The sequence below is a fragment of the Acidimicrobiales bacterium genome (genome assembly GCA_035294085.1).
Lineage (GTDB): Bacteria > Actinomycetota > Acidimicrobiia > Acidimicrobiales > Bog-793 > DATGLP01.
Genome location: DATGLP010000027.1, coordinates 109,272 through 127,443 on the forward strand (window position 1 = coordinate 109,272; position 18,172 = coordinate 127,443).

15 protein-coding genes, 3 tRNA genes and 1 other RNA gene are annotated in these 18,172 nt (G+C 75.4%); 6 read left to right on the forward strand and 13 right to left on the reverse strand.

Annotated features, from left to right (window positions below; translation table 11 throughout):
- Nucleotides 1-33 precede the first annotated feature (33 nt).
- Genes VKV23_10320 through VKV23_10335 form a run of 4 tightly spaced genes read right to left on the reverse strand, consistent with a single transcriptional unit; the run spans nucleotide 34 to nucleotide 3,941 of the window.
- The gene (locus tag VKV23_10320; GenBank protein ID HLI16431.1) at nucleotides 34-1,518 is read right to left on the reverse strand and encodes a penicillin-binding transpeptidase domain-containing protein; all 1,485 of its coding nucleotides are present in this window, start codon (nucleotides 1,516-1,518) and stop codon (nucleotides 34-36) included.
- Nucleotides 1,518-2,801, reverse strand: a complete 1,284-nt coding sequence (locus VKV23_10325; GenBank protein HLI16432.1) for a Stp1/IreP family PP2C-type Ser/Thr phosphatase — start codon at nucleotides 2,799-2,801, stop codon at nucleotides 1,518-1,520. The genes VKV23_10320 and VKV23_10325 overlap by 1 nt, the downstream gene beginning before the upstream one ends.
- Before the next feature lie 13 nt (nucleotides 2,802-2,814).
- Nucleotides 2,815-3,273, reverse strand: coding sequence for an FHA domain-containing protein (locus VKV23_10330; GenBank protein ID HLI16433.1), 459 nt, complete (start codon nucleotides 3,271-3,273; stop codon nucleotides 2,815-2,817).
- A gap of 14 nt (nucleotides 3,274-3,287) precedes the next feature.
- Entirely contained in the window at nucleotides 3,288-3,941 is a 654-nt protein-coding gene (locus tag VKV23_10335) for a DUF3662 and FHA domain-containing protein (protein ID HLI16434.1), read from the reverse strand.
- Nucleotides 3,942-4,007: 66 nt separating this feature from the next.
- On the opposite strand from VKV23_10335, the gene VKV23_10340 reads away from it, so the two are divergent.
- Nucleotides 4,008-4,091 (forward strand) — tRNA-Leu (locus VKV23_10340).
- Nucleotides 4,092-4,166: 75 nt separating this feature from the next.
- A complete protein-coding gene (locus VKV23_10345; protein ID HLI16435.1) occupies nucleotides 4,167-4,364 on the forward strand; it encodes a hypothetical protein in 198 nt (65 codons plus the stop codon).
- 417 nt (nucleotides 4,365-4,781) lie between these two features.
- Here VKV23_10345 and VKV23_10350 read toward each other — a convergent pair whose 3' ends face one another.
- The 9 genes from VKV23_10350 to ffs form a co-directional block, all read right to left on the reverse strand.
- Nucleotides 4,782-5,540: a type II toxin-antitoxin system VapC family toxin gene (locus VKV23_10350; protein HLI16436.1), complete on the reverse strand. Its 759-nt coding sequence runs from the start codon at nucleotides 5,538-5,540 to the stop codon at nucleotides 4,782-4,784.
- Between the two features lie 138 nt (nucleotides 5,541-5,678).
- Nucleotides 5,679-6,338, reverse strand: a complete 660-nt coding sequence (locus VKV23_10355) for a PhoU domain-containing protein (GenBank protein ID HLI16437.1) — start codon at nucleotides 6,336-6,338, stop codon at nucleotides 5,679-5,681.
- Between the two features lie 35 nt (nucleotides 6,339-6,373).
- Nucleotides 6,374-10,642, reverse strand: a complete 4,269-nt coding sequence (locus VKV23_10360; GenBank protein HLI16438.1) for a DEAD/DEAH box helicase — start codon at nucleotides 10,640-10,642, stop codon at nucleotides 6,374-6,376.
- A 59-nt stretch (nucleotides 10,643-10,701) separates the two neighbouring features.
- Nucleotides 10,702-10,926 carry a hypothetical protein gene (locus VKV23_10365; GenBank protein ID HLI16439.1) on the reverse strand — a complete coding sequence of 75 codons (225 nt, stop codon included), beginning with the start codon at nucleotides 10,924-10,926 and terminating at the stop codon, nucleotides 10,702-10,704.
- On the reverse strand, nucleotides 10,923-12,494 hold the full coding sequence (locus VKV23_10370; GenBank protein ID HLI16440.1) for an acyl-CoA carboxylase subunit beta: 1,572 nt from the start codon (nucleotides 12,492-12,494) through the stop codon (nucleotides 10,923-10,925). The genes VKV23_10365 and VKV23_10370 overlap by 4 nt, the downstream gene beginning before the upstream one ends.
- Before the next feature lie 35 nt (nucleotides 12,495-12,529).
- Nucleotides 12,530-13,135, reverse strand: a complete 606-nt coding sequence (gene recR, locus VKV23_10375) for a recombination mediator RecR (GenBank protein HLI16441.1) — start codon at nucleotides 13,133-13,135, stop codon at nucleotides 12,530-12,532.
- A gap of 13 nt (nucleotides 13,136-13,148) precedes the next feature.
- Nucleotides 13,149-13,382, reverse strand: a complete 234-nt coding sequence (locus VKV23_10380; protein HLI16442.1) for a hypothetical protein — start codon at nucleotides 13,380-13,382, stop codon at nucleotides 13,149-13,151.
- A 1-nt stretch (nucleotide 13,383) separates the two neighbouring features.
- The gene (gene dnaX, locus VKV23_10385; GenBank protein HLI16443.1) at nucleotides 13,384-15,138 is read right to left on the reverse strand and encodes a DNA polymerase III subunit gamma/tau; all 1,755 of its coding nucleotides are present in this window, start codon (nucleotides 15,136-15,138) and stop codon (nucleotides 13,384-13,386) included.
- A 42-nt stretch (nucleotides 15,139-15,180) separates the two neighbouring features.
- An RNA gene (gene ffs, locus VKV23_10390) (signal recognition particle sRNA small type) lies at nucleotides 15,181-15,279 on the reverse strand.
- 45 nt (nucleotides 15,280-15,324) lie between these two features.
- Between ffs and VKV23_10395 the strand changes: the two genes are divergently transcribed.
- The 4 genes from VKV23_10395 to VKV23_10410 all read left to right on the forward strand — a co-directional run.
- Nucleotides 15,325-15,409 (forward strand) — tRNA-Ser (locus VKV23_10395).
- Nucleotides 15,410-16,172: 763 nt separating this feature from the next.
- Nucleotides 16,173-16,676: a nucleoside deaminase gene (locus VKV23_10400; GenBank protein HLI16444.1), complete on the forward strand. Its 504-nt coding sequence runs from the start codon at nucleotides 16,173-16,175 to the stop codon at nucleotides 16,674-16,676.
- Nucleotides 16,677-16,752: 76 nt separating this feature from the next.
- Nucleotides 16,753-16,838: transfer RNA gene (locus VKV23_10405), tRNA-Ser, on the forward strand.
- 898 nt (nucleotides 16,839-17,736) lie between these two features.
- On the forward strand, nucleotides 17,737-18,172 hold a 436-nt coding region (locus VKV23_10410), incomplete at its 3' end, for a hypothetical protein (GenBank protein HLI16445.1).

The window sequence follows — 18,172 nt, forward strand, 5'->3', positions numbered from 1 at the left end:
GGCCCGTCGGGCCGTTGCCGCCGGCGGGCCCGCTCACGGCAGCGCCAGCGCCGCGGTGAGCACCTTGGCGACGATCGGACCGGCGACCTGCGCGCCGGTCTCGCTGCAGCCGATCCCGGCGGTCGAGGGGACGACGGCGGCGACCGCGACCCGCGGCGTCTCCCCGGCGCCGGCAGGCGCCGTGGCGACGAGCCAGGTGGACGAGCACCCGTAGGAGCCGGTCTCGGCGGTGCCGGTCTTCGCCGCGACGGCGAGGCCCGGCGGGAAGACCCCCGCCGCCGTGCCCCCCGGAGCGGTCACGCCGAGCATCAGGCGGCGCACCGCGTCGGCCGTCGCCGCCGAGGTGGCCCGCCGCCACGGGTGGGGGTGGTAGCTGGCGACGACGTGGCCCTGGTCGTCGATCACCTTCGAGAGCAGGTGCGGGGCCATGATCACCCCGCCGTCGCCGATCGCTGCCACGACGAGCGCGTCCTCGAGGGCGGTCTCGCGCACGTTCTCCTGGCCGATGGCCGAGTAGGCGACGCCCGGCAGGTTCTGGGCGAAGCTCGAGGCGGGCGGGAAGTAGGAGGGGGCGACCTCCCCCGCCGGCAGGTCGATCGGCGGGACCTGGTTGAAGCCGAAGGCCTGCGCCTCGCGTGCGAGGTTCTCGGCCCCGATCTCGAGCCCGAGGCGCGCGTAGGCCGTGTCGCAGGAGACCGCCAGGACCTCTGCCAGATCCCCGCCGCAGACCTCGCCGGCGTAGTTGTGCAGCTGCAGGTTCGTCTCCGGGAGGCTGAGCGCGGACTGCTGGGGGAAGACCTGCGTGAGGTACCGGCGCGCGTGGTCGAACAGCGCCGAGGTCGTCACGACCTTGAAGGTCGAGCCGGGCGCGATCGTCTGGGCGACGGGGAAGTCGATGAGCGGCGAGGTCCCGCTCGTCGGGTTCAGCGACTCGTAGTAGCGGTGGACCGCCTTCGGGTCGTGCGAGGCGAAGCGGTTCGGGTCGTAGGTCGGCTTGCCGTAGAGGGCGAGGATGGCGCCGGTGCGCGGGTCGATCGCCACGACGGCGCCCTGGGGGTAGGGGGCGAGGGCCTGCTCGGCGACGTGCTGCAGCGTCGACGAGACCGTGAGGATGATGGAGTCCGTCCCGACGTGCTCGGTGAGCAGCTGGCTCAGGCTGCCCGACGGGCTCGGGTGCGGGCGGAGGTAGCGGTCGTAGTAGGCCTCGAGGCCGGTGGCGGCCGAGTCGACGACGTCGTAGCGGCCGGTGATGTCGGCGAAGAGGGGCCCCTCGGGGTATCGGCGCAGCTCCCCGTAGCCGTCCTTCGTCGGCGTCGAGTAGGCGAGAACGACGCCGTCCGCGCTCAGGATGTCGCCGCGCGGCTGGGTGAACGGGTCGCTGTTGCCGGGCTCCCTCGGCGCGTACGGCGAGGAGCGCAGCGCGCTCGCCTGGCGCACCTGGAGGTTGTTGAGCTGGAGGAAGAGGAGCCCGAAGCAGGCCACCAAGACGGCGGCGAGGAGCTTGATGCGCCGGTCCACTACCGGGTCCTCCCCACGGTGCTGCCCCCGGCGCTCGTCGGCGCCGCCGACGCGGGCGTGGCCGTCGCCGATCCCGGCGCCGGCGCGAGGAAGCGGCGGGCGGCGAGGTTGGCGACGACCTGGCGGGCCGTGCCGAAGGAGGACTCGAGGATGCCCGCGCGCAGCAGCGGCAGCGTCGGCGGGAACACCTGCGCGGCCGTGAGCGACGTCTCCTCGACGACGGTCGGGCGCATCCACAGGAGGCCGCCCGGGCGGCCCTCGAAGATGGCGACGCGGTCCCCCCGCAGTCCGACGAAGTAGGTCGCGCGGTCGAACCAGACGACGAAGCCGGCCGCGCCGCCGAGCACCCCGGCCAGGAGGAGGAGGAAGAGCACGACGCGGGCGGTGACCAGTCGCTCGCCCGCGCTCCTGCGGCGGCCACCGGCCCGCCGGGCGCCGCGCAGCTCCGGCACGGGGCCGGTCGGGCCCACCCCGGCCGGCGAGCCGGGCAGCTCGGGGGCGCTCGCACCCGCCGCGGGCGGCCGTCGGGTGGCGGTCCTCGCGGGGTCACGGCCCGGGCCGCCGTCCGCGACGACGTCGGCGACGACGACCGTCACGTTGTCGCTGCCGCCGTGCTCGAGGGCCCGGCGGACGAGCTCGTGGGCCGTCGCCGCGGGGTCACGCGTCGTCGCCAGGACCTGGGCGATCTCGTCCTCGCTGCACTCGTTCGTGAGGCCGTCGCTGCACAGCAGGAGACGGGACGGAGGCCTCGCGTCGACGAGCCAGGAGTCGACCTCGACGTCGGGATCGATACCGAGCGCTCGGGTGAGGATGTGGCGGTGCGGGTGCGCCGCCGCCTGGGCAGGGGTGAGCTCGCCCTGGCGCAGCATCTCCTCGACGACGCTGTGGTCCTCGGTCAGGCGCCTCAGCCTGCCGTGCTCGAACAGGTACGCGCGTGAGTCGCCCACGTTGACGACGGCGATCCGGTCGCCGTGCGGGCTCGGGACGATCGCCGCCGCCGTGAGCGTCGTGCCCATCCCCCGCAGGTTCGCTACCGCCGCGCTCCGTTCGAGGATCTCGCGGTTCGCCTGCTCGGTCGCCGCGACGAGTCCGGCGAGGCCGCGTCGGCCGTCGAAGGCGGCGCGCAGGGCGTCGACGGCGACCCGGGCAGCGACCTCCCCGGCGGCGTGGCCGCCCATGCCGTCGGCCACGGCGAGGAGGTTGCCGTCGACCAGGGCGCAGTCCTGGTTCGTCGAGCGGACCCGCCCGACGTCGCTCTCCCAGGCTGCGACGAGCGTGGTCACGGGGGCCCCGGCGTCATCGGGTGACCTCGAGCACGGTCCGGCCCACCGTCACCCGGTCGCCCCGTCGCAGTGGCGTCGGGCCGTGCACCGGCTCGCCGTTGTGGAAGGTGCCGTTCGTCGACCCGAGGTCCTCGATGTAGCACTCGCCGTCGGCGGCGTAGACGCGCGCGTGCACCGCCGAGACGAAGGTGTCCTCCTCGAGGGCGACGACGCAGCCGGGCGAGCGGCCGAGGGTGACCTCCCCGTCGAGCTCGAAGGTGCGGCCACGCCACCTGCGGGGCTGCACGACGCGAAGCTTGAGGCCCCCGTGGCGCTCGGCGCGCGGGCGGTCGCGACCGGGGAGCGACTCGGCCGGGGCCTGGTCGCGTCCGCGCCGGACCTCGACGACCACCATGCGTGCCGCGTAGATGAAGAAGAGCCAGACCAGGGCGAGGAAGAAGTAGCGCAGGATCTCGAGCAGGCCGTGAGACATGGCAAGGCGGCCAGCTAGTTCGCCTCGAAGCGCAGGCTCGTCACCCCGACCGTGATGACGTCCCCGTCCGCCAGGCGGTGGCGGCGCGTCGGCGCTCCGTTGACCCGTGTCCCGTTCGTCGAGCCGAGATCTGTCAGGACGACCGCGTCCCCCTCGCGCTGGACCTGGGCGTGGCGCCGGGAGACGTTCGGGTCGGCGAGGGCGACCCCGCACTCGGGGAGGCGCCCGATGAGCAGCGGTTCGCCGGTCACGGCGACGCGGCGGCCATCGGGCAGGACCATCCAGCCCACGGTGTCGTCCTCGGTCTCGACGACCTCGCCGCTGATCACGAAGGTGCTCTTGGCGACCTCGTCGCTGGGTGTGATCTCCACCGAGACCTGGCCGAGGAAGAGGTAGCCCTCGGAGCGGGCGTGGTCGCGGGCGGCATCGGCGAGCTCCCGCTCGAGTACGTCGACGAAGCCGCCGAAGCGCTCGTAGTCCTCCCGTGACAGCTCGATCCGGAACACGTTCGGCGCGATGAGACCCCTGATCGAGACGGCCCGGAGCAGGTCCATCTCGCGTGTGAGGCGCCGACCGAGCTCGACGGGCTGCAGCTCGCCCCGGAAAGCCTTCGCGAAGGCCCCCTCGACCAGTCGCTCGAGCCGCTGCTCGAACTGCTGGAGTCCCATGGTGTATCCACACTACCTGGGCGAAGGGCAGGGCACCCGACGTGGGCTAACGTGTCGGCCTGCGCCGGGCGAGTGGCGGAATAGGCAGACGCGCAGGATTCAGGTTCCTGTGTCCGCAAGGACGTGGGGGTTCAACTCCCCCCTCGCCCACGCCGAGGCGGCTCTCGGTCCAGAGCGGCGGCCGGGGCGGACCGGGCCGAGGGAGGCGCCACCGATGGCCCGGCGGTGGCCGAGGCGCGCCGCCAGGCGTGGCGTGCGCCCGGCTGCCTCGCGCCGAGCGCGGGCGTCGGCCGCCGCCACACCCCCGTGCCCCGACTCGACCCGAACCCCGACGCCGACGACCTGCTCGCCCAGCTGGCCGCCGAGGGCATCGACCCGGCCGCACTGCACCCGAGTTCGACCGTTCCTGGGCAGGTGGCGTGACCTGGGCGTCGACCAGGCGCGACGTGACGAGCGTCGGAGATGCGGAGTGCCCAGGCGGGCCGCTTGGACCGTCTGCGGGGCTTCGAGGCGGTGTCGATCTCGTGCACGAGCGGTGGCCCGGCGATGTCGAGGGCCCTCGAGATCTCGCGCTGGCGGGGCGCGGTCTCGGTGCGCTCGAGGACGCGACCGGAAGCACCGGCGGACTCGCCGAGGTGCGTGCGCGCCGAGCACCAGGCGCGGATCTGCACCGAGGTCGAACAGCATTCCCGCGGCCCGCGCCCGGGCCACCGGCGAGATCATCGTCTCGATCCCGGCTCGTCCTCGCCGGCCCGGCTCGCCAGCGATCAGGTTGCCGTGGAAGAAGAGAAGAAGACGAAGACGACGAGAAGCAGGACGGCGGGAGGGGGGCTCGCCGGCTCACCCGGTCAGATCGGCCGTAGCGAGTCCTCGTGCCCGAGCAGCGACGAGAAGGCGTTGGGTTCCTGTCGCCAGGACCGTCTCGGCGTCGGCGACGAGCCTCACCGAGGCCCGGTGCACGGCGTCGTAGCCACGGAGGCCGAGCTGCTCGGCCAGACCTCCGGCCTCCCGGACGAGGCCTTCGGTGACCTCGATCACGTCGAGCTGGTCGTGGAGTCCTTCCAGCGCGCGGACGGCCTCTCTGAGCCCCGACGCGTCGATCCGCGCCAGCCGGCGAGCCGTCGCCAGGGCCGCCCTCCCTTCTGCGTCGACGAGTCGCGACGACGCAACTCGATCGGCCTCGTCCCAGAGCCGAGAAGCGACCGAGCTGGAGGGCTCCTCGACGACTGGGGGCACGATGGCCGACCGCGGACGGGCGGAACACGAGCGCCAGCGACCCAGCCCCGATCGGCGCGACGTCGCCTCGTTCTCGCAGCCCCGTCGCCGCGTCGACCGGTCCGCCGGGTCGCTCGTGACGGACGCCTGCGTGCGAGGCGTCTCGACGAGGCGCGTCGCGCCCGGCGCTTCGAGCACGCCAGGTTCCCCTCCCGTCGACCTGGACGTCACGCGCCGCACGTGCGCAGCGACCATGACGTGGTCGCCGAGGCTCTCGGCCGGGAGGTCCCGGGCGCCGCCGTCGGGGGCTTCGAGGACGAGCGGTCCTCGGGAGCTCCCCGCCTCGCTGGAGGACTGGGGAGTTCCGGGCGTCAGGCTCCGCATCTCCGACTGGCGCGTCGGGCGAACGTCCGCCAGGTGCTGCGACCCCACCACGTGACGGGCTCGGCCGAGATGTCTGCGAGGGCATGCAACGAGGTCCGGCGTGCGCACTCGCGACGGGCGCGAGGAGAGGACCTCGTGTCAGTCGCCGCCCGGGTGGAACTGCTCGCCCGTCCCGGGGACGATGCGCGCGAGGTTGACGGCGTGGTCCCCGAGGCGCTCGTAGAAGCGGCCGATGAGGGCGAGCTCGATGGCGACCTGGGTCGGCAGCCCAGCCCCGACGACCTCGGCGATGAACGTCATGTGGAGGTCGTCCATCTCGTCGTCGAGCACGGCCACACGCTCCGCCAGGCCGGGGTCGCGCTCGGCGAAGGCGTCGGCGGCGAGCCGCCACATCTCGCTCGCGACCTCCCCCATTCGCTCGACGAGGCCGCGGGCGCGTGGGGACATCTCGGTCGCGATGGGCCGAGTCGCTCGCTGGGCGACGTGCTCCGCGAGGTCGCCGCTGCGCTCGAGCTCGGGGAGCATGCGGTAGAGGGCGAGGAGGTGGCGCTTGCGCTGCGTCGGTACGCCCTCGCCGAGCAGCTCGGCTTCGACGAGGCCGCCGGCCTCGTGGAAGAGGGCGTCGATCACGGCGTCGCGCTCCGCGAGCTCGCGGCCGGCCTGGCGGTCGCCCGAGACGAGGGCGTGCGTCGCGCCCGCGGCGGCCTCGCCGACGAGCGCGAACAGCTCGACGACCCTGCGGTCCGCCGCGTCCGAGTGTCGTGCGTTCCCCCCTGCCGACGCTCCCTCGCCTGCCATCGCGACGACGGTAGCTGGTGGGCGGGCACCGCCGGCTACGACGCGCGCCCGCTCGCCGGTGCGCCCTCGTCGAGGACGAGGCCGTCGGTGAGGACGAGCTCGCGGCCGGCGAGTGCGGGCAGCCGCGGGCCGGCGAGCACGATGCCGGTGAGGTTGAGCGGGTCCGCGGCCGACAGGCGCACGACCGCCCCCTCGAGCGGGCGCGCGGCGACGCGTCGGAGGAGCTCGAGCGCCTCCGGCAGGGCGAACTGCTCGCCGGCGACCCCGGCGACGAAGCGCCCGCCTCGTGCGACGCCGCGGGCCTCGAGCCGGCGGAGCGCCCAGAGCACCTCCCGCCAGGGCAGGGCGATGGCCTCGCGCCGGGCGAGGTCGCGGAAGACGATCCCCCAGCGCTCGAGCAGCTGGGCGGCGAGCGCGTCGGCGAGGTCGTCGGGCTCGAAGTCCGCTGGACGCGCTCCCGGCAGGAGCGACCAGCGTCCCCCGGCGAGCGCGCTCGGCAGGCGGCGGCGCAGCGGGGCAGCGCGCAGCCGGCCGCCGAATCGAGCCTCGTGGCGGCGGGCGGGCGCACGGTAGCGGCCGGAGAGGAGCGCCCGCACCGTCTGGAAGCCGTCGGAGGCGAGCGCCCCCCTCGCCACGCCGTCCCAGAGCGCCTCGGCGATCTCGAGCGGGAGTCGCCCGGTCGCGGCGCACAGGTCCGAGAAGAAGAGCGCCCCGCGCGCCTCGAGCACCTCGCGCACCTCGCCGGCGGCCCCGGGCGGCCCTGCGGGGACCTCGGCCCCGCCGCGCGCCGCGGCGAGGAGCCAGTGCAGGTCGTCGCGGCGGACGAGGGCCACCGGGGTGGCGCTCGAGGGCGTGGCGCCGCCACGGCGCTGCTCGGCCGGGGCCGCCGGCAGCGAGAGCCGGCCCCAGGCGACCTCCCCGTGGGCACACAGCTCGTCGAGGAGCGCGGGCGAGTACCCGGCGACGCGCGAGGGGAGGATGGACGACTCCCAGGCGCCGACGGGCGCCTCGATCCCCTGCAGCTGGCCGAGCACCGTGGCGAGCCCGTCGAGGCCGGCGAGGCGCGACGTCGGCGTCGCGTGCTGCCACTCGAGGAGGAAGCGGACGAGGTGGCGCACGCTCACCGGCTCGAAGCGGGACCGCTCCCGGTCGCGCTGGCGCCGGTGGACCCGCGCCGCGAGGCGGCGGGACCACCACCTCCCCTCGAGGACGCGCAGGGCCGCGCCGGTGCCCTCGAGCTCGAGCAGCGCCACCTCGACGTCGCCCGGCACCGCGCCGAGCGCCGCGGCGAGCTCGGCCGCGCTCGCCGGACCGAGGAGCTCGAGGTGGCCGCGCACCGCCGTGACGAGCGCCTCGCTGCGCCCGACGGGCGCCCGGTCGCGGAGCGCGACGTCCGGCCGGAAGGTCGCGCCGGGCAGGAGGGCCTCGGCCTCGGGGCGCCGCTCGGTCGCGCACCAGAAGGCCGTGCCGCCCTGGTCGACGAGCGCCGCGCGCCCGCGCGCGACGAGCGCCGCGAAGCGCGCCTCGAGCGCCTCGTCGGGCCGGAGCACGACGGCCGACATGAGCAGGTCGTGGAGCTCGTCCGCGTCCCGCGGCACGAGAGCTGCTTCCCGGCGCACCTCGGCGACGACCGCCTCGTCGAGCACGCTCAGGTCGTGGGCCTCGAGCGGGATGCCGCGCCGCAGCGGGACCGCTCGGGTCCGGCGTTCCTCGAGGGGGGCGCCGTCGAGGAAGGTGTAGGGCCGGCCGGCGAGGATCTCGTGCGAGAGCACGGACGCCTCGACGGTGTCGACGCAGCGGGCAGCGACGCGGCCGGTGCGCAGCCCCTCGACGAGCCGGGCGAGGCCCTCGTAGTCGATCGCCTCGCTCAGGCAGTCCTCGACGCTCTGGCGCACGAGGGGGTGATCGGGGACGGCGATGGGCCCCGAGACGTTCTCCTGGCACGCCGCGAGGGCCGGGAAGACGGCGGCCAGCAGGTCGTCCGCCTCCATCCGCTGGATCGCCGGCGGCAGGTGCCGGGCCCCCCGGTAGCGGGGGGAGACGAGCGAGCGCGACACGTTCCAGCGCCAGCGCGCGGCGAAGATCGGCGTCGGGAGGACCGCCTGGACGAGCAGGTCGCGCAGGGTCTCCGGCGACAGGAAGGCCGTGACCGCCTCGAGCGGAAAGGCGTGCTGTGCGCCGAGGGAGAGCACGACGGCGTCGTCGCTCGCCGCCGCCTGGAGCTCGAAGTCGAAGGTCCGGCAGAAGCGCTTGCGCAGGGCGAGGCCGAGGCCGCGGTTGACGCGCGCGCCGTAGGGCGAGTGCACGACGAGCTGCATGCCGCCGGCGTCGTCGAAGAAGCGCTCGACGACGAGGCGGGACTTCGTCGGCAGCGCACCGAGCTCGGCGCGCGCCGTGGCGAGGTAGGCGACGGCCTCCTCGATCGGCCGTCCGTCCTCGCCCGACCATCGGGCGAGCGCCTCGCAGGCGGCCCGAACGCCGCCGCGCTCGAGCGAGCGCTCGACGAGCTCGCGGCAGGCGGAGACGGCGTCGGCCAGCTCGTCGGTGCGTGCCGGCGCCTCCCCGAGCCAGAACGGAATCGTCGGGGGGGCGCCGCGGGCGTCGACGACGCGCACCGTTCCCGCCTCCACGCGGCGCACCTGCCACGAGTTGCTCCCGAGGAGGAAGACGTCGCCCACCATCGCCTCGACCGCGAAGTCCTCGTGGACGGTGCCGACGAGGGCGTCGTCGCCGTCGACGACGACGCGGTAGTCCGCGAGCTCGGGGATCGCGCCGCCCGACGTCGTCGCCGTGAGCCGGGCCCCCCGGCGCGCCGACAGGACGCCGTTCACCCGGTCGCGCCGCACGTGCGCCCCGCGCACGCCCCGTCCGGTCGTCACCCCCTCGCTCACGAGGGTCACGACCGCCTCGAGGTCCTCGTCGGCGAGGTCGGCGTAGGGCGCGGCCCGGCGGACGAGCGCGGCGAGCTCCGCCTCGCGGATCCCCTCCTCCCCGGCGGCGGCGCACTCGGCGACGATCTGCTGGGCGAGGATGTCGAGCGGCGCCACCGGCGGGCGCACCGCGTCGAGCTGGCCGGCACGCACCGCGGCGAGGAGCGCGAGCGACTCGACGAGCTCGTCCCGGGTGAGCGGGTAGAGGCGGCCCTTCGGCACGCCGTCGAGCCGGTGGCAGGCGCGCCCGACGCGCTGGAGGAAGGTGGCAATCGCCCGGGGTGAGCCGACCTGGCAGACGAGGTCGACGGGCCCGACGTCGATCCCGAGCTCGAGCGAGGCCGTGGCGACGACGGCCTGCAGCTCGCCGGCGCGAAGGCGCGCCTCGACGAGGAGCCGGCGCTCGGCCGACAGGCTGCCGTGGTGCGCCGCCACCTGCTCGCCGAGCTCGCCGGCGAGCAGGTAGGCGAGGCGCTCGGCCATCTTGCGCGTGTTGACGAAGACGAGCGTCGTGCGGTGCGCTCGGACCTGCGCGGCGAGCGACGCGACGAGGTCGCCGAGCTGGCCCGTCGACGCCACCGCGCCGAGCTCGTCGGCGGGGAGCTCGACGGCGAGGTCGAGGCGCCGGAGGTGGCCGACGTCGACGACGGTGCAGCGGGGGGAGCCGTCGGCGAGGCTGCGCTCGGGGCCCGCGCCCACGAGGAGGCGGGCGAGCGCCTCGATGGGCCGCTGGGTCGCGGACAGCGCGATGCGCGTCGGGCGTCGGGCGCCAGGGCGGCCGGCGGCGACGATGCGCTCCAGGCGCTCCAAGGTGAGCGCGAGGTGCGCGCCGCGCCGGTCGCGCGCCAGGGCGTGGATCTCGTCGACGATGACCGTCTCGACCCCGGCGAGCAGCTCGCGCCCGCGTCGAGCCGTGGCGAGGAGGTAGAGGGACTCGGGCGTCGTGACGAGGATGTCGGGCGGGTCGCGCACGAGCGCGGCGCGTCCCGCGGCCGGCGTGTCGCCGTTGCGCACACCGACGCGCACCTCGGGCAGGGCGAAGCCGAGCTCTCGCCCGAGCGCCGCGATGGCGGCGAGGGGGCCCTCGAGGTTCTCGCGCACGTCGACGGTGAGCGCCCGCAGCGGCGAGACGTAGACGACCGAGGTGCCCCTTCGCTCGGCGCCCGCCGGGGCCTTGAGGCAGCGGTCGATCGCCACGAGGAAGCCGGCGAGCGTCTTGCCCGAACCGGTCGGGGCAGCGACGAGCGTGTCGCTTCCCGCCGCGATGGCGGCCCACCCCGCTGCCTGGGCGCTGGTCGGCCCGGCCGGGAAGGTGCGGCGGAACCACTCGGCGAGGGCGGGGTGGAAGGAGGCGAGCGGGTCGGGGGCGCCCATCGGCGGGATTCTAGGCGGTGGGGTCGAACAGACGTTCGGATCGCCGGCGCGCCGCCCGGTCAGCGCCAGGGCCGGTCCCGCCGGAGGTGGGGCGGCCCGGACCACGGGCGCGCGCTGAGACGCCAGCGGTAGCGGGCCTTCGGCTCCCAGCCGGGCTGCCGGGCGCGCGTCGGCTCGGCGCGCGCCCAGCAGCGCTCGACCGCGAGCTCGATGGCCGCGAGCACGTCCGGTGGAGGCGCGAGCGGTGCGGCACCCTCGCCGTCCGCGGGCCGGCCGCCGCTCACAGCGGCATGTTGCCGTGCTTGCGCCGCGGCAGGTCCTCCCGCTTGGAGGCGAGGAGCTCCAGGCTGCGGGCGAGGGCGCGCCGCGTCTCGGCCGGGTCGATGACGTCGTCCACGTAGCCGCGCTCGGCCGCGAGGTAGGGGTTCGTGAAGCGCTCGGCGTAGCGCGCGACGAGCTCGGCGCGCAGCGCCTCGGGGTCGGCGGCTTCGGCGAGCTCGCGCCGGTGCACGATCTCGACAGCGCCCTCGGCGCCCATGACGGCGAGCTCCGCCGAGGGCCAGGCGAGGGCGATGTCGGCGCCGATCGACTTCGAGTCCATCACGATGTAGGCGCCGCCGTAGGCCTTGCGAACGATCACCTGGATGCGGGGGACGGTGGCCTCGCAGTAGGCGTAGAGGAGCTTGGCGCCGTGCCGGATGATCCCGCCGAACTCCTGGTCGGTCCCGGGCATGAACCCGGGGACGTCGACGAAGGTGACGAGGGGGATGTTGAAGGCGTCGCAGGTGCGGGCGAAGCGAGCACCCTTCTCCGACGCGTCGATGTCGAGCACCCCGGCGAGCACCTGCGGCTGGTTGGCGAGGATCCCGACGACCTCGCCGCCGATGCGCGCGAGGCCGCAGGTGAGGTTCGTGGCGAAGTGCGCGAGGTACTCGAGGTACTCGCCGTCGTCGACGACAGCCTGGATGAGCCGCTTCATGTCGTAAGGCTGGTTCGGCCGGGACGGGACGAGGTCGCGCAGCTCCGGCACGAGGCGGCCCACGTCGTCGGTGCACGGCACCGAGGGCGGCTCCTCGAGGTTGTTCGACGGCAGGAAGGAGAGCAGGTAGCGCACGTCCTCGAGGCAGGAGCGCTCGTCGGGGGCGACGAAGGCGGCGACGCCCGAGCGCGTCGCGTGGGTCATCGCGCCGCCGAGCTGCTCTGCGTCGACGTCCTCGCCGGTCACGGCGCGCACGACGTCGGGACCGGTGATGAACATGTGGCTCGTGCCCTGGACCATGAAGACGAAGTCGGTGAGCGCCGGCGCGTAGACCGCGCCGCCGGCCGACGGCCCGAGGATCACGCTGATCTGCGGGATCACCCCCGAGGCGCGGGCGTTGCGCACGAAGATGCCGCCGAAGCCGTTGAGCGCCGCGACGCCCTCCTGGATCCTCGCCCCGCCCCCGTCGAGCAGGCCGACGAGGGGGACGCCGGTGCGCAGCGCCAGGTCCTGCACCTTGTTGATCTTCTCGGCGTGCGCCTCGCCGAGCGACCCGCCGAAGACGGTGAAGTCCTGGCTGTACACGCAGACGCGCCGCCCGTCGATCGTCCCGTAGCCGCAGACGACGCCGTCGGTGTAGGGACGGTTGTCGTCGAGGCCGGCGCCGTGGGCGCGGTGGCGCACGAGGGCGTCGAGCTCCTGGAACGAGCCCGGGTCGAGGAGGTGGTCGATTCGCTCGCGCGCCGTCAGCTTTCCCCTCGCCCGGTGGGCCGCGAGGGCCCGGGGCGTCCCGGCGTTGCGTGCCGCCTCCTTGCGCCGCTCGAGGTCGGCGAGGCGGGCGGCGGCGAGCTCGTCGACGGCCGTCTCGGACATCGCACGAAGGCTACCGGCGCCAGCGAGCCGGTGCCTCAGGCCTCGAGCTCGCGCCGGCCGGCGAGCGCCCTGCCGAGCGTGAGCTCGTCGGCGTACTCGAGGTCGCCGCCGACGGGCAGCCCGCTCGCGATGCGTGTCACGGTGATCCCGAGCGGGCGGAGGAGCCGGGCGAGGTACAGGCCGGTGGTGTCGCCCTCGAGGTTCGGGTTCGTGCACACGATGACCTCGCGCACGCCCTCGGACTCGATGCGGGCGAGCAGCTCGCGCACGCGCAGGTGCTCGGGGCCGACCCCCTCGATCGGGTTGAGCGCCCCGCCGAGCACGTGGTAGCGGCCGTGGAACTCGCGGGTGCGCTCGATGGCGACGATGTCGCGAGGGTCCTCGACGACGCAGACGAGCGTCGGGTCGCGACGGTCGTCGGCGCAGATCGTGCAGCGCGCCGAGAGCGCGATGTTGAAGCAGACCTCGCAGACGACGACGCGCTCGCGCACCTCCACGATGGCCGCGGCCAGGCGCAGCGCGTCCTCCTTCGCCACCTTGAGGAGGTGGAAGGCGAGGCGCTGCGCCGACTTCGGCCCGATGCCCGGGAGGCGACCGAGCTCGTCGACGAGGTCCTGGATCGGTCCGTCGAACAGCGGCAGGGGAGCTCCTCGCCTACGCCGGCTCGCCGCCGAGCTGGCCCGAGACGCTGGCCGAGGCGCCGCCCGCCCTCTCGAGGCGGGCCTCGCGAGCCGCCGCGGCGCGACCCGGCGCGCCGTCGCGCACGCGATCGCCTGCCCCCTGGTCCGGTGCGGCGCGCCTGGCGAGCGAGGGCTCGCCCGCGCGCTCGACGCCGGCGAGGCGCGCGGACGACCCACCCCGGCCGCCGGCGTTCGGCGCGTCGTCCACCTCAGACCTCCTCGGCTCCGGGGAACGCCTTGAGCAGGCGGTCCGCGGCCACGGTGAGCCCCGTCGGCTCGGGGGCGCTCCCGGCCGGCGCGAGGTCGTCGTCGGGATCGGGGTTGCTCTCGTCCTCCACGCCGGCTTCGAGGGAGTCCTCGGGTGCTCGCTGCCGTGGCGCGCCGTCGACGACGAGGCGGAGGCCGATCGGTCGGCCGAAGTGCGCAGAGAGCGCGCTCGCCACCTCGGCGCGCAGCGGTTCGGCGTGGAGCAGGTGCGCCTCGTTCGGCAGCGCGAAGAGGGCATCGGGACCCTCGGTCCCGACGAAGCGGCCCGCCAGGTAGACGGCCTTCACCTTCGGGCGCAGCGCGGCGAGGATGTGGTCACCCCACGCCGCGACGAGGGCGTCGCGCTCGGGGCAGTCGCCCGCGCCCTGCGGCGTCGCCTCGCGCTCGGGCGCAGCCGGCTCCTCGGCGGCAGGAGGCGCCGCCTGCGGGGGGCCGGCGGCCGGTCCCCCCGGTCGGCGGTAGGCACCGAGGGCCAGGCGGGCACCGGCCGGTGCCTCGCTCCGCCAGGCTGCGGGCGCGCTGTCGGCGGCCCTCCTCGGCGGAGGGCCAGCCTCGACGGGCGCGAGGTGCGCGACACGCTCTTCGACGCGGGCGAGCCGCTCGGCCAGTGCGGCGACGGAGTCGTCGGCCTCGGGGTGGGTGAGGCGGATGAGCGCGACCTCGAGCGTGACGCGCGGCTCGGGGGCGTCGCGCATCGCCACGATCGCCGTGCCGATGAGCTCCAGCGCCCGGACGCAGCGCGCCGTTCCGAGCCGCTGCGCCTCGGCGAGCACCGCCGCGTCGAGGTGGACCCCCGCGCGTCGCGGGGCGACGAGCGCGAGGAAGCCGGCGCGCAGCCGCTCGACGAGGTCGACGGCGAGCTGCTGGGGGTCCCCGCTGGCGCGGAGCGCCGCGTCGAGGCTGGCGAGGGCGCCGGCGGTGTCCTGGTTGGCGAGCGCGGCGACGATCTCGACGACGGCTTGCTCGCCGTCGTCGGTCACCCCGCTGGCGGCGACCTGGTCGAGTGCCGACAGGGCGTCGCGTGCCGATCCGCGGGCCTTGCGGATCGCGAGCGAGAGCGCGCCCTCCGGCAGCTCGAGGGCGGCGCGGCGTGCCACGTCCGCGAGGAGCGGCTCGAGGACCTCTTCGGGCAGGAGGCGGAACTCGAAGTGCTGGGTGCGGCTTCGGATCGTCGCGAGCACCTTCTTCGGGTCGGTCGTGGCGAGGATGAACACGACGTGGTCCGGCGGCTCCTCGAGCGTCTTCAGCAGCGCGTTCGACGCGCTGGCGCTGAGCATGTGGACCTCGTCGACGACGTAGACCTTCCACTTGCCCGGGCTCGTCAGCGCGGCGCGCGCGACGAGGTCGCGCATGCTGTCGACGCCGTTGTTCGACGCGGCGTCGAGCTCGTGGACGTCGAAGGAGTGGCCCGCCGCGATGGCGGCGCAGGAGTCGCAGGTCCCGCAGGGCTCGCCGTCCTCGGGGGCGGCGCAGTTGAGCGCCTTGGCGAGGATCCGCGCCGTCGAGGTCTTGCCCGTGCCTCGGGGCCCGCTGAACAGGTAGGCGTGGGCGACCCGTCCGTCTCGTACCGCGTTGCGCAGCGCCCGGGTGACGTGGTCCTGCCCGCGCACCTCGGCGAAGCGCTGGGGCCGGAACCGCCGGTAGAGGGACTGGTAGGGGCCCTCGGCTGCCACCTCGGGAGCGCTTCGTTCGGCCATCGTGTCGAGCCTACGGCGTGCGGGCGAGCCGCCGTCGGGCGCAGTGGCCAGGTCCCCTGCGGCACACGCGGCGTTCCGCTGAGAGCTGCTGCCTTCCGGCCCTGACTCGGTTCACGGGGCCACGTTGCGCAGAACCCGGCCACTGCGCTCGGCGGCGGCACCGACACGATAGCGTCGGGCCGCTCCGGAGGAGTGCGAGAGCGGCCGAATCGGCACGATTGGAAATCGTGTGTCCTGCAAGGGACCGTGGGTTCGAATCCCACCTCCTCCGCTCGCGAGGTCCCGCGGGACCCGAGGCCCTCTCTGCGACGAGCCGCCCGGCTCGGCGCGCCGACGTGCCGGGGCGGCCTCGACGGCGGGCGGCGCGAGCCGTCGCCGGGTCGAGCGCGTCGCCGGCGACGACGGGGGCGTCGGACCTGACGGCCTGGCACGAGCAGCTCGGCACCTACGCAAGGCCGGGCGTCGGCAGCCGGCGCGGCTGGGCGAGCCGCACGCTCCCAGAGCGCTCGCGGCGCCCAGGGACTGCGTCGGTGCGTTCCGGGATGGCTACCATCCTCGGTGCTCCGGGGAGGGGCCCTCATGAGCGGTGGCTACGAGCGAGCGAGCGCAGCGCGACGAAGCCGGCTGTCCCGTGCGGCGAGCGCCCGACGGGACGTCTCGGAGCGCGCCACAGCCCGTCCACGCAGGTCCTCGGACGACGAGGCACGAGAGCGGCGCGAGCCGACCGGGGAGGAGGCGTGCAGATCGGCCAACCCGGCGAGGTCGGAAATCGCCGCTCGTGCCGCTCCCGACCGGGCGACCGTGGCACCTTCACGCCGAGGTGCGCTCCCTGGGACACGACGCAGCGTCGAGGGCATCGGCGATCCGGAGCAGGGTCCGAGGAGGGGTTCGCCCCTCGGCCCAGATCGTGGGCACGCCGGAGGGCGGGGCTGAGCGCTCTCGGCCTGGACCGGTGGTGAAGCAGCTCCGCAGCCATCCCGTCGCGCCGGTCCAGGCGGCGGGGTGCCGCGACGTTCCGCACGGAGGGAGGCAGCGTGGACGGTCCCGTGTCGGCCGACGAGGAGCTCGCCGACGAGGCGGCCATGCGCCTCGCGATCGAGGAGGCCCGAGCGGCGCTCGCTCACGACGACGTCCCCATCGGTGCTCTTGTGCTGGCCGCGGGCCGTGTCGTCGCACGGGCGCACAACGAGCGCGAACGCCTGGCGGACCCGACCGCGCACGCCGAGCTGCTCGTCCTGCGCCAGGCGGCGGCCGCGCTGGGGCGGTGGCGCCTCGGCGAGTGCACCCTGGTCGTCACGATCGAGCCCTGCGCGATGTGCGCGGGGGCGATCGTGCTGGCGCGCCTGCGCCGGGTCGTCTTCGGTGCCTTCGACCCGAAGGCGGGTGCGTGCGGCTCGCTCTACAACCTCTGCGCGGACCCCCGCCTCAACGCCGAGCCGGAGCTGCGCGCCGGCGTGCTGGCCGAGGAGTGCGGACAGCTCGTGCAGGCCTTCTTCGCCGGCCGGCGCCCTCGCGGCGCGGGCGGCCGCCCGACGTGAGCCGGCCTGGACCGGCCGCGAGCGGGCGCGGCGCCGCTGGCGTGGCGGCGCCGGCCATCGGCTAGCCTCGCCCGCCGGAGGGATGCGAGAGCGGCCGAATCGGGCGGTCTCGAAAACCGTTGTGCGCACTGCGTACCGTGGGTTCGAATCCCACTCCCTCCGCTCGGCGCGACCGGCGATCCGGCTGGGTCTCGTGCGGGAGCCGGGCGGCCGACGGGGGTCTCGCCCGCAGGCTCTCGACGGACCGACGCGAGGCGATCGGGGCGAACGCAGCGGCGGGGGGGCGTCGCCTCCGGGACCTCGCTGACCGCGCGGCGCCGCGTCCGTCACCGGAGCGAAGGACCTGCCGGAGCGACCCGCTCCGTGGGCCGAGACGTCGTGCGGCCAGAGGAGCCGGATCTCGCCCCTTCGCCGCGCAGGATGCGCACGACCGGCGTCTCGCGAGCCGCCCCTTTGTGACCGCTCGTTCGCCAGGGTCCCGCACTCGGACCGATCGTCGGCGCGCCGCTGGGTGAGCTGGCAGCCGAGGCGCTCCTGCGGCGCGTCGGCGATCGGGGCAACCTCTCCGAGGCTCGGGGGCGTGCCATCGGCGACCTCGCCGTCCCCGTGCCCCGAGCCCGGCTCGGCGCCGAGTGCGCGCTCGGTCCGTGTGCGCGACGCGCGATCGTGGCTGCAGCGCCAGCGACGCACCTCGCCCGCCCCGACCCGGCTCCCGGTGGCGAGCGTGCGACCGAGCGAGCGGTGCCGACAGCCGTCGGGCCGACCGTCTCCGCTGCCGTGCGGCCCACGTCGAGCTCGCGAGCTCGCCGATTCCCTCCGTCCTCGAGCGGATCGCCACGCGCGACGGCCCTCGCGGGCCCGATCTGCCGTGCGGCGGGGAGTGGCCGGGTGCCTGCGCCACTCGGGCCGGGCCGCTCCGGCGGGGCGGCGAGGAGGAGCCCGGGTGATCTCACGCGCGTGGATTCACGCGACCCAGCACCGGGCTTCGCCCCTACCGGCTGCGCAGGTGCCGGGCGATCCTCGGAGCGATGCCCAGCTGGGTCCGACGGGAGGAGACGACATGGCAGTGACGACGCAAGCCCCCGGAGCGGAGCCGGAGCACCACCCCGTCGCCGGTGCGCTGACGCTCTTCGCCGCGCTCGTGCTCTTCGCGGGGGTCCTCTTCGGCCTGACGGCGGGCATCGGCGCGATCTGGACCGCCGTCACGACCGGGAGCCGGCAGGCCGCTGCGCCGTCGCCCCTGGCGGCGGCCGCGCCGGCGGCCGCCGCGGTGGAGAAGGTGACCCTCAAGGTCAACCCGCCACCCCTCGGAGGCGTGCGGGGTCCCGACGGCCAGGTGCACGACGCCTTCGTTCCCGCGAGCTTCACGATGCACGTCGGCAGGACCTACGAGGTGACGGTCGTGAACTACGACACGATGCCGCACACCTTCACCTCGCCCGGCCTCGGCCTGAACGAGGTGATCGCGCCGGGGAGCGCCGCGGCGCCGAAGGTCA

Coding starts and splice junctions, on each gene's coding strand:
- VKV23_10330 (HLI16433.1), bottom strand. CDS start 3,273: ATGTCTCACGGCCTGCTCGAGATCCTGCGCTACTTCTTCCTCGCCCTG.
- VKV23_10335 (HLI16434.1), bottom strand. CDS start 3,941: ATGGGACTCCAGCAGTTCGAGCAGCGGCTCGAGCGACTGGTCGAGGGG.
- VKV23_10350 (HLI16436.1), bottom strand. CDS start 5,540: ATGCGGAGCCTGACGCCCGGAACTCCCCAGTCCTCCAGCGAGGCGGGG.
- VKV23_10355 (HLI16437.1), bottom strand. CDS start 6,338: ATGGCAGGCGAGGGAGCGTCGGCAGGGGGGAACGCACGACACTCGGAC.
- VKV23_10360 (HLI16438.1), bottom strand. CDS start 10,642: ATGGGCGCCCCCGACCCGCTCGCCTCCTTCCACCCCGCCCTCGCCGAG.
- VKV23_10370 (HLI16440.1), bottom strand. CDS start 12,494: ATGTCCGAGACGGCCGTCGACGAGCTCGCCGCCGCCCGCCTCGCCGAC.
- dnaX (HLI16443.1), bottom strand. CDS start 15,138: ATGGCCGAACGAAGCGCTCCCGAGGTGGCAGCCGAGGGCCCCTACCAG.